Raw genomic sequence first — 10,915 nt, forward strand, 5'->3', positions numbered from 1 at the left:
CATCAGCACTGGGCCGCTTTGGATGCCCAACAGCGGCACATCAGTCACGCCATGGATGACGGTCGCCAACAGGACCGCAAAAAACAACGGTACGCTGGGGTCCTGACGATATTGCTTTGCCCGCCGCACCATCGCGGGAATACAATAGGCACAGAGCAGTAGCATACCCACCACGCCGAAATTGACCAGCATGTCCAGCGGCAGATTGTGTGCATGGACACGGAACGCTTCCCCGGCATCGATAGAAAAAAACTGGTAAGCCAGAAAACCGCCGCCCACAATGGGATGGGCGGTAAAAATCTTCCACGCCTCAGCCCAGATAATCTGCCGTAAATAACGGGAATGGTCGAAATTCGCCGCGCGGGGCATAACGATCTTGGGAAACAGCCAAAGCGCCGCTCCTATCACAGCGCCAATACCCATGCCTACGCCGAACGCACGTTTCCGCCCTGTCAGCAGCAGCAGGAGCAGCACTCCCGCCCCTACCGGCAGCCACGCTGACCGACAGCCGGAAAGAAAAATTCCCAACAGATTAACAGGAATCGCAGCCCAAAACAACCACCGTGGGCGAAGCCCCTGCATCACCGCCCAAACACTAGCCAATGCAATCAGTTCGCAGATAAACCCGTAAAAATTGGGGTTGAACATAGTGGAAGACGCGCGATCAGAGAAAACCGAAAAGTCAAAAACCACCTGCACAACCGCTACGGCACACGCAATGAGACTGGTTGCCGCCAAAATGCCCAAAGCTGCATGTGTGAGCGCATCCGAACGATAGGTGCGCACTAAAGCGCCGAACGCGAGAATAAGCAGAAAATATGCAAACACCCAGAACCCATAACCATCATAATAATGCGCGGTCACCAGCAGTGTAAGTGCGGCCCAGATCGGCACGAGCCAAAGACCTTTACGCGCAAAAGTCTTTCTGCGCACAATCATGAGGATAATCGTCAAAATGCCCGCCAAACCGACGCCGATACCGCCATACGGGTACGGCACAAACAGAACAAGCAAACTGCATAAAATGACCCGTTGTTCCCATGAAAACAACTGCACCCAGTCCCGCACACGGGCAATATATTTTCTCATCTTATGCCCTCCGCCGCTTTTACCGCGGTCTTCTGTTTTTTAGCAGAGCCACCGGCCGCCGTTTCCGGCTCTGCCAAAAGTGTTCCCAGCGTTTCCCGCATCCCGTCGATTGGGGACTGCCCTGTTTTCATCTTGACCGAGATATACGGTTTCTGACCGGCATTGACCATCACCCGGCCACGCAATGCACCTACCAACCGTGAAACCGCCTGCATGTCAAACTGCGTTGCATAAAGCATCAGCACATTTTCACGTTGTGCAATCTCCCGAATGCCCAGCGCGGCGGCCGTGTTCCGCAGCAATGCCACATCCACCAGACTGCGCACTGCATCAGGTGGGTCGCCGTACCGGTCAATCAGCTCGTCCAGCACATCGCTTTCGTCGGCCGTGCTGCGAATATCCGCAATACGTCTATAGGTTTCCAAACGCTGCCCCGCACTGGCGATATAGCTTTCCGGAATGTGAGCGGAAATCTGAATATCCACCATACATTCTTCCTCACGTGCCGGTTTTTCACCTTTTTCCTCCAGCACTGCGTCGCTCAGCAGTTTGAGATACATGTCGTATCCCACCGACTCCATATGCCCATGCTGTTGAGAACCGAGAATATTCCCTGCACCGCGGATTTCCAAATCACGCAGCGCAATTTGAAAACCCGCACCGAACTCGGTATATTCGCGAATGGCTTCCAGCCGTTTGGTTGCAATATCCGAAAGGGCTTTTCCGCGTCGGAATGTAAAATAGGCAAACGCCCGACGGGTAGAACGTCCCACCCGTCCGCGTATTTGATGCAACTGCGACAGCCCCATATGGTCGGCATCCTCGATGATAAGCGTGTTGCAGTTTGGCACATCCACCCCGGTCTCGATGATGGTGGTACAGACCAATACATCCAGCTCATTACCAAGCAGTTTTTCCCACACGCGTGAAAGGGTGTCCTCATCCATTTTCCCGTGTGCCACTCCCACACGTGCGTCAGGAATGAGCGTGTGTAGCTTTGCCGCCGTGCTTTCGATACTCTCCACGCGATTATGCAGGTAGTACACCTGTCCGCCGCGCCGCAGTTCCCGATGCACCGCATCTGCCAACACGCCCCAGTCATGCTCCAGCACATAGGTCTGCACAGGATGCCGGTCCTGTGGTGCCTCCTCTATGACCGACATGTCCCGAATGCCGGACATCGCCATATTCAGTGTACGCGGAATAGGCGTAGCCGAGAGTGTCAGCACATCCACATTTTTGAACAGTTCTTTCAGTTTTTCTTTCTGTGCAACGCCAAATCGCTGCTCCTCGTCCACAACGAGCAAACCAAGGCTTTTAAAACGGATATCTTTTTGCACCAGTCGGTGCGTACCTACAACGATATCCACTGAACCTTGCGCCATCTCCCGCAAGGTTTGCTGCTGCTCGTGCGGCGTGCGGAAACGGGAAAGCAGGCCCAACCGCACGGGAAACCCTTCCATGCGGCGCGTGATAGTCTGATAATGCTGCCATGCAAGAATCGTTGTTGGCACCAAAATGGCGCATTGCCTGCCGTTCTCTACACATTTGAACGCTGCACGCAGCGCCACTTCCGTTTTGCCGAAGCCCACATCCCCACAAAGCAGACGATCCATGGGGAACGGACGCTGCATGTCGCCCTTTATTTCCTCCACACAGCGCAGTTGGTCATCCGTCTCATCAAATTCAAAGCGATCTTCAAACTCACGCTGCATTGCATCGTCCTGCTGGAATGTAACGCCCTTCACCTGCTGCCGAGCCGCGTAGAGCGCAATCAGCTCCTTTGCCATATCCTTGACGGCAGCGCGCACACGATTCTTGGCTTTCTGCCACTCGGTGCCGCCCATTTTATTCAGGCGGACATGGCCGTCCTCGCGCGTACCGATATATTTGGAAACCAAATCTAGCTGCGTGACCGGCACATAGAGGGTATCCCTGCCCGCATAGCGAATTTTGATGTAATCCTTGATAACACCTTGTACTGTCAGCTTATGGATACCTTCGTACACACCGATGCCGTGAGCGGAATGTACCACATAATCCCCCGGAGACAGTTCCGCAAGGCTGCGGATACGTTCGCCTGCGTGCTTACTTTTTCGCTTACGGTGCAGACGCTGTCCGGTAACAGAAGCCTGTCCGCCATAGCTGAACAGGGAAAACCCAATGTCCGGATAAGCGAGTCCGGCAGACAACTTGCCGGGTAAAACCAGCACACTGCCCGGCATGGGCAGTTCAGCGTCTTGCTCATCCTGTGCAAAAGCGGCGGCAATGCCCTCTTTACTCAGTTCTTTCGCAAGATTTTCACTGTTTTTGGCCGTGCCCGCCAGCACTACGGCACGCCCGCCCGCATCCAACGCAGGCATCAAATCCTCTTTGAGCAAGGCCACTCCCCCGCTCCAAAGTGAAAACTGTTTAGAGACCATTTGCAAGTGTCCGCGCACCGTCGTCTCGTACGACGCGCGCGCAAAGGTATCCAGCAGCACCGCTCCTTGCCGGTCCATCCGCTGCAAAACTTGCGGCCACTCGAGGTAATACGTGTCCAGCCCGGGGGTCAGGATACCTTCCGCCAGCAGTGCGGACACATCCTCGCTCGACTGCCAAAGCGTATTTTTGGCGCGATCCCGCACGCGTGCCGACTCACTTACAAACAACAGTGCGTCATCCGCATAGTCAAACAACGAAGCAGGCTGTGTATAGCATAGTGAAAGATAGCGGTCGGTTGCCGCTACGGCAATCCCGCTTTCCAGCCGTTCCAAATCTTTTTCAAAACTGGCGCGCGCCTTGCCGGACGATCCATCCAGCAATCGTCGGATAGCGTTTTGCAGGTCATCCGGTGCAAAACCAATCTCGACGGCAGGCGTGATACGTATGTCAACAGCGGGTTCGGTGCGCCGTTGGGTCTCCGGATCAAAATACATGACGGTATCCGGCTCGTCACCCCAGAATTCCACCCGAACCGGCGCCGCTTCCTGCGGTGGGAAAAAATCCAAAATGCCGCCCCGCATGGCAAACTGCCCCATCCCCTCCACCTGCTCTGTGCGGACATAGCCCGCCGCGAGCAAGAGATCCACCGCTTTTTGGGGCGGCAGCGTTTTGCCGCTTTCTACGGGCAGACTGCGGGACTGGTAAATCTCCTTGGGCATTGTAAGCTGCATAGCAGCATCCGCACAAGCAATGACGACCTGATAGTCGCCCGCCGCCATCCGACCCAGCACCCGCAGGCGCTCATGTTCAAACTCGCGTGAGACACTTTCGACCGGCCGCAAAGTGAGGTCTCGCGCGGGACAAAGCAAGATACCACCGCCGAAAAAATGATCCAGATCGTCACGCATCCGCGCGGCTTCCTGTTCATCAGCCGCAAGCAAAAGCGCCCGTCGTCCGGTATGGCGGCAGAGTGCGTAAACAAGTTGTGCTTTATGCACGCCGGCAAGACCCGTCACCGCCACCGGCAGAACGCCGGCTTTCACCGACGCCTCCAGATCACGATAAGCGGGCAGTTGCCGGAAAATATCCGCTAAAAACTGCAAAAGATCACCCTTTTTACGCGTTGTAAAGATTCATGGCGCTGCCCACGCCGTTTTTTAGCAATTCTTCCACTGCATCTGCCGCACGTTCCAATGATTGTGCAAACAGCGGACGGTCATCTTGCGAGAACCGTCCCAGCACCCAATTAGCCAAATCGTAATCGGGGCGCGGTTTGTCACCCACGCCGAGCTTAATACGGGGAAAATCGGACGTGCCACTTTCCTCAATGATGCTCTTGATACCGTTATGTCCTCCCGCCGAGCCTTTCCGGCGCACCCGCAGCTTGCCGACCGGCAGGGAAATATCGTCAAACAGCACCAGCACATGGGACATGGGCAATTTGTAAAAATGCGCCGCCGCCGCCACGGCCTCCCCGCTGAGGTTCATAAATGTCTGCGGTTTAAGCAGCAACACCTGCTTGCCCGCAATCCGCCCAGTGCCGCACATACTTTTAAATTTTGCGCGCTCGATACGCACGCCGATTTTGGCCGACAGCATATTCAGCGCCGCAAACCCGGCGTTATGCCGCGTCCCTTCATATTGTGCGCCCGGATTGCCGAGGCCTGCCACAATCCATTCCGGCGCACCGCCGGATGTCTCCTGATGCAGGCTGGCAAACAGCAGCCCCATTTTATCGATCAACTTTTATTCCTCCATGCTTTCCGCGCAGAAACATCCTCACAGGCAGCGCCCGTTCCAGACCCTAAGGGCGGAATTTAGACAAACAGCATGGAAACCGATTTGTCTGAATAAATGCGTTCTACAGCTTTGGCAAAAACAGGCGCGCAGGGGAGCATCACAACCCGTGTGCCGCGTTTTTCCATGGGAACAGGCACAGTATCCAACAGTACCAGTTCTTTGATATAGCTATTTTCCAGCCGTTCCATAGCAGGGCCGGAAAGAACGCCGTGCGTCGCGCAAGCGTAAACTTCTTTTGCACCGCCAATCTCCACAGCGGCCTTCGCGGCGTTTACCAGTGTACCGGCCGTATCCACCATGTCATCCACGATGATGACCCGTTTGTCCCGCACGTCACCGATGATGTGCATGACCTGACATTCGTTGGCTTTGGGACGGCGCTTATCCACAATGGCAAGCGGTGCGTCGATGCGGTCTGCAAAATTTCGCGCGCGCGTAACCGAACCGAGATCAGGTGACATCACACAAATTTCGTCAAGGCAGTGTGCGAATTTCTGCTGGAAATGCGGCGCCAAGACCGGCACACCCAGCAGATGATCGACCGGAATATCGAAAAATCCCTGAATCTGCGGGGCGTGCAAGTCCATGGTGAGCAACCGGTCGGCTCCCGCCGCGATGATCAAATCGGCGACCAACTTGGCGGAAATAGGATCGCGTGCCTTGGCTTTTCGGTCCTGTCTTGCATAGCCAAAATACGGCATCACGGCGGTAATACGCCCCGCCGATGCGCGTTTGAGTGCATCCAGCATGATAAGCAGTTCCATCAAATGGTCGTTGACCGGCGCGCAGGTGGATTGCACCACAAACACATCCGAACCGCGTACGGATTCAAAAATAGAGACGGAACTTTCCCCGTCCGAAAACTCTCCGACCTCCGCGTGCCCCAGCGGCAGGCCAAGTGCAGTGGATATTCCCTCCGCCACACCGGGGTTTGCGTTTGCCGAAAATATTCGGATATCCTTGCCATGCAAATTCATGTCTTCCCTCTTTTTCATCTTTTGTTATGGATGCCGGTATAAGCGGCATATCGGCCTGACTGCGCCGCTAAAGTGGAACCACGCCCCACAGCGCAGCATTGTTTTATCTGTTTTCTTTGTTTTCTGGGAACCGCTCCGGATGGCGACGGCGAACCCAGCCATTCAAATTCACCTGTTTGGCACGTTCGACAGCCAGCGACGCGTCCGGCACATCCTTTGTAATGGTAGAGCCGGCGGCAGTGAACGCATTCTCCCCTACTGTGACCGGCGCAATCAGGTTTGTGTGGCAGCCAATGAATGCATGATCGCCCACTGTGGTACGGTGCTTGTGCAGGCTGTCATAATTGGCAGTCACGCAGCCGCAGCCAAAATTGACCCCCGCGCCCACATCCGCATCTCCGACATAGGAAAGATGCGGCACTTTGGTACCTGCTCCAATATGGGTGTTTTTCAATTCCACAAAGTCGCCCACATGTACTTTTTCCTCCAAATGCGTACCCGGACGCAAATGACAAAACGGTCCAACGGTCACGCCCGACCCGATAGCTGCATGATATGCCTGTGAGGCGTTGATGACCGCGCCGTCCGCCACCGCACAGTCCTCCAGCAGCGTATTCGGCCCCAGCAAACATCCCTTTCCCACCGTTGTGCAACCGCGCAGAATGGTTCCTGGCAGCAAGCGCGTATCGTGCCCAATTTGCACATCCGGACCCACGATTACGCCCGATTCATCCACGATTTCTACACCCGCGTCATAGAGTGCGTCCAGCTTCTGCCGACGCGCAATGGCATTTAGCGCCGCCAGTTGCCTGCGATCATTCGCGCCCGCCATTGCATACGCATTCGGCAAAACATAGATGCCGCCCCGCTGCCCTTGTCCAGCAAGAATTTCTACTGTGTCGGTCAGATAATATTCTCCCTGCGCGTTTTCATTACCCAGCGCAGCAAGCGCGGTAAGCAGCGCATCTGTGCGAAACCAGTATGCACCGGAATTCACTTCGCGGATACGGCGCTGCTCCTCATTCGCATCCTTTTCCTCCACGATGCGCAATACATTGCCTTTTTCATCGCGGACAATACGCCCATACCCGTGCGGGTCATCCAGCCGTGCGGTGATCAGTGTCACGGCGTTGCCATTCTGCCGATGCACGGCATACGCGTCTTTCAGAATAGCGGCATCCAGAAACGGGACGTCCCCATAAAGCACGACCACATCCTGCGGCGCCTGTGTTTTAAGAAACGCCTCCGCCGCCAGAACCGCGTGACCGGTGCCAAGCTGCTTTTCCTGCACCGCACATGCGCAACGTCCGGCAAGGCGCGCTTCCAGCTGCTCGCGACCAAAACCCGTGACCACGCATACCGAGGAAATGCCCGCATCCGCCGCTGCGTCCAGCACCCAGTCAATCATTGGTTTAAACAGCACTTCCTGCAACACTTTCGGGCGGCACGAATGCATCCGTTTGCCTTCGCCCGCCGCCAGTATAACCGCGGCTGTATGTTCCATCTATCAGGCCCTCCAGTGGCTTTTCCCATTTTTATCGCATACCAAAACGCGGCGGTTTTTTTCACCGCCGAATAAAAGAACATCTGTGTTCTTTTATTATCGCAGTTTTAAAGCCAAATTTCAAGCCCCTGCTTCCCAGCCAAATACCAAACAGCAACCCATACGCTATCATTCTCAAAAGAAAAGATACATAAATATGTATAATCAACACAGTAATGAAAATGACAGAAATAAAAAGACGATACAAATGAAACCGATTCAAGAACTGCCTCGGCAGACACCGTCATCTTCCAGCCACGGTAGCGCGGGATATCCACAACAACCGTCTCACCGGCTTTCATCAGCTAAAAACACACAGCCCCGTAAACGGCCATACGCCGTCTGCAGGGCTGTGTGTTTTGTTATAGGAAGTTTCATTATATTCGTACATATCAAGTCATGTGAATCCACATGTTCACCGTGGAGTAGCCGCCGTTTTCAAACTTACCTTTTGACCGGTTGCGTAGATTTTGCTGGTTTCACGCCCCGCACAGATTTCAACTGCCATTTGTCCATCTTTCACAACGAAGCCGGCAAGATCGTTCACGCCATAATCAAACAGTACAGGTGCCATCGGGGTGGACGGTCCGACCACCACCACATATGCTTTTTGGGACAGCGCTAAAAAACGAGGGAACGATTTATCCGTTAACGCACCACATGTGATGAAAACATAGGCGCATTGCGGCAAGATGTATTCGGCGGCGGTACAGGGATAGTCGCCGTCCTCTTCCGGCTGGTCTTCCAATATGTAGAGTTCGCACACCGGTGCAAACAATTCCTCAAGCAAGTGAAAGTGCCCAACGACCGCCACCTTCTGCCCGCGGATGGCCTGCTGGTATGCGATGAACGGGTCGTTTTTTCTGTCCTCTACATAGCGTGCGGCAGAAACATCCACGCCGTTGCCCTGTGCAACGGGTACCGCATTGTAATAGGCATTGATAGCCGCCTGCCCGATGCTTGCCTCCACATAGTTCCACGATTTCACACATGATGCCAATTCCCGCAAAGATGTCCCCGGTCGTTTGTGGGGAAACAAGGGTGGACGGGTCTCCAATTCGGACAGCATACACAGACCGGTGCCCTCCCCGCTGCGTACCACCGCAGCATACGCGCCGCAGAGCACATCATCCACTACGCAGGCGGATGGAATCCCGTCTATCAGCGCATCATACAAGTCCCACATATCTTTCATTCTCCTTCTACGGCTGCCCGCTTTTCTCAGAAGAAAATTGTCTGTGATTGGCCACAGTAAACCATCCACAGCTCTCCGTTTTCATCTGTGCTAAACGGCAAATATTTCGTTGCCGGATACATTTCTATTTGAGTGTTTCCATATCACACGATACAATCCGTTCGCCCATGCGCAGCCGATTGCGTACAGCCTGTAAGGTATTGTCCATCACCTCGATGCTGGCAAGACTCTCTTTTTCTTCCGGCGACGTTTCAATGATTTTATGGATGCCGCCGTTTTTGATGACAATACGCATATCCGCATTAAGCGCGAGAATGGGATCATGCGTAGAGATAAGTACAATTTTTTCTCTGCGCGCCAACAAGCGGATTGCGCGTTTGCGGTCTACCCCCGCGTTTTCGATCTCGTCGATGAGGACAATGGGGGATGCGCTCATATAGGCAGTGTCCGCAATCATCAGTGCGCGCGACTGTCCGCCCGAAAGCTGTGTCACCTTGGTTTGCTCTAAAAATGTTTCACCCGCCAGTTCGTTGGCGGTTGTAAAGCATTGCGCGCAGACCTCATCCGGCTTTGCACAAAAACGGCTCTTGGCGTGCAGTTCCAAAAACTCGGCCACGGTAAGATCCATGACAAAATTCATATTCTGCGAAAGCTGCGCCACAAGCACGCCGTCCATTTCAAAACGTGCTTCATCATCGAGTGCCTGCCCATTGATGAGAATCTGCCGACCGGTGGGAGTGTCCCCCTGGGCAATACACTCGATATCGCCGAGCAGGCGGCTCTTGCCCGAACCCGTGGGGCCGACGATGCTGACGGTCTGCCCTGCCCGAATGGTCAGTTCTACCTCTTCAGATACACCGGCTTTGTTTTTTCCGCCGCGAATAGTGAGGGCACGCACTTCGCCAAAGGAAGTCTCCGCCCCCATCATGGTTTCCAGAAACGTGAGCAGCTGCTCACGCATACCGGACGGCGTCAACCCGAATTCCTCCAGGCTTTCGCCCGGCATGGTCGTTACCGCCGCAGAAAATGTACGGTCCAGAGGCAGGTCATTCAAATTGTAATTGACAAAAAAGTCGTGCGCGATTGGATACAGCCCAATAATTTCGCCCACTGTTTTGGTGTCGACCAGTTCTTCAAAACCCATCCCTATCCCCCAAAATCCATTTTTTTCAACATGCCCATCTGGTAGTTTTCACCGATCTTCGTCTCGCCCGTACAATACGAGCAAACGGATGCGGGGGTGGTAAAACGCAGTTGTTTTTCCCGCAGGGTGCCCACCGGCGGGGCGGCTTCCACATGTTTCCCAAGCATGAACGCCCCCTGACCGGTAATACCGTTGAGAAACAGGATGTGCGCCATGCTGTTGACCTGACGAACATTAAAACGGAATACCTCTCGTTCAGCCTGCGAAATGATATCTCCTTTTGTAATGACCACAACATCAGCAAACTTGAGCATGGGGCCAATCTTTCGCGGTGTCTGCACGCCAGACAGGCAATCGATGACGCATACCGCCAGCACATCCCGGATATGAGGCGAACAGCGGTTGCACAGTCCGGCGCTTTCGGTGATGAGCAGGTCAAACCCTCTTCGCTGCCCCCAGTCGACCGCACCCAGCACATTACTGATGAAAAAATGGTCCGGACAGACTTTTCCGGAAAGCCCCACCGTAATGGGGATGCCAGCTTCCTCATACCGCAACTGATCAAACGACATCAGACAATCAAATTTTACCACGCCCATTCGCAGCCCTTTAGGGCACAGGCAGTTCGCTAATTGCAGAATGACCGATGTCTTACCGGATGAAGGCGGCCCTGCCACTGTGACCATTTGCATGTTTCTTTCCTCCCCGTGCGAACACGACGCAGTCTCTTTTTGATATAATCT

At 54.3% G+C, this 10,915-nt stretch carries 8 protein-coding genes; all 8 read right to left on the reverse strand.

Annotation, left to right across the window (positions count from 1 at the left end; all coding sequences use genetic code 11):
* Window positions 1–1,089, reverse strand: a 1,089-nt coding sequence (locus ABF463_RS12240) for an O-antigen ligase family protein (RefSeq protein ID WP_415533926.1), incomplete at its 3' end; no start/stop codon positions are given.
* Window positions 1,086–4,616, reverse strand: coding sequence for a transcription-repair coupling factor (gene mfd, locus ABF463_RS12245; protein ID WP_415533928.1), 3,531 nt, complete (start codon window positions 4,614–4,616; stop codon window positions 1,086–1,088). The genes mfd and ABF463_RS12240, both read right to left, overlap by 4 nt.
* Window positions 4,617–4,629: 13 nt before the next feature.
* Window positions 4,630–5,256 (reverse strand): aminoacyl-tRNA hydrolase, encoded by a 627-nt coding sequence (gene pth, locus ABF463_RS12250; RefSeq protein ID WP_415533930.1) that lies wholly within the window; start codon window positions 5,254–5,256, stop codon window positions 4,630–4,632.
* A 74-nt stretch (window positions 5,257–5,330) separates the two neighbouring features.
* Window positions 5,331–6,290, reverse strand: coding sequence for a ribose-phosphate pyrophosphokinase (locus ABF463_RS12255; RefSeq protein ID WP_415533932.1), 960 nt, complete (start codon window positions 6,288–6,290; stop codon window positions 5,331–5,333).
* 103 nt (window positions 6,291–6,393) lie between these two features.
* Window positions 6,394–7,794 (reverse strand): bifunctional UDP-N-acetylglucosamine diphosphorylase/glucosamine-1-phosphate N-acetyltransferase GlmU, encoded by a 1,401-nt coding sequence (gene glmU / locus ABF463_RS12260; RefSeq protein ID WP_415533934.1) that lies wholly within the window; start codon window positions 7,792–7,794, stop codon window positions 6,394–6,396.
* A 454-nt stretch (window positions 7,795–8,248) separates the two neighbouring features.
* A complete protein-coding gene (locus ABF463_RS12265; protein WP_415533936.1) occupies window positions 8,249–9,019 on the reverse strand; it encodes a Rossmann-like domain-containing protein in 771 nt (256 codons plus the stop codon).
* Window positions 9,020–9,152: 133 nt separating this feature from the next.
* Window positions 9,153–10,172 (reverse strand): ATP-binding cassette domain-containing protein, encoded by a 1,020-nt coding sequence (locus ABF463_RS12270; protein ID WP_415533938.1) that lies wholly within the window; start codon window positions 10,170–10,172, stop codon window positions 9,153–9,155.
* A 2-nt stretch (window positions 10,173–10,174) separates the two neighbouring features.
* Entirely contained in the window at window positions 10,175–10,864 is a 690-nt protein-coding gene (locus ABF463_RS12275; RefSeq protein WP_415533940.1) for a GTP-binding protein, read from the reverse strand.
* Between the last annotated feature and the right edge of the window lie 51 nt (window positions 10,865–10,915).

Origin of the sequence: Ethanoligenens sp., from assembly GCF_047718355.1 — a bacterium.
Classification (GTDB): domain Bacteria; phylum Bacillota; class Clostridia; order Oscillospirales; family Ethanoligenentaceae; genus Ethanoligenens.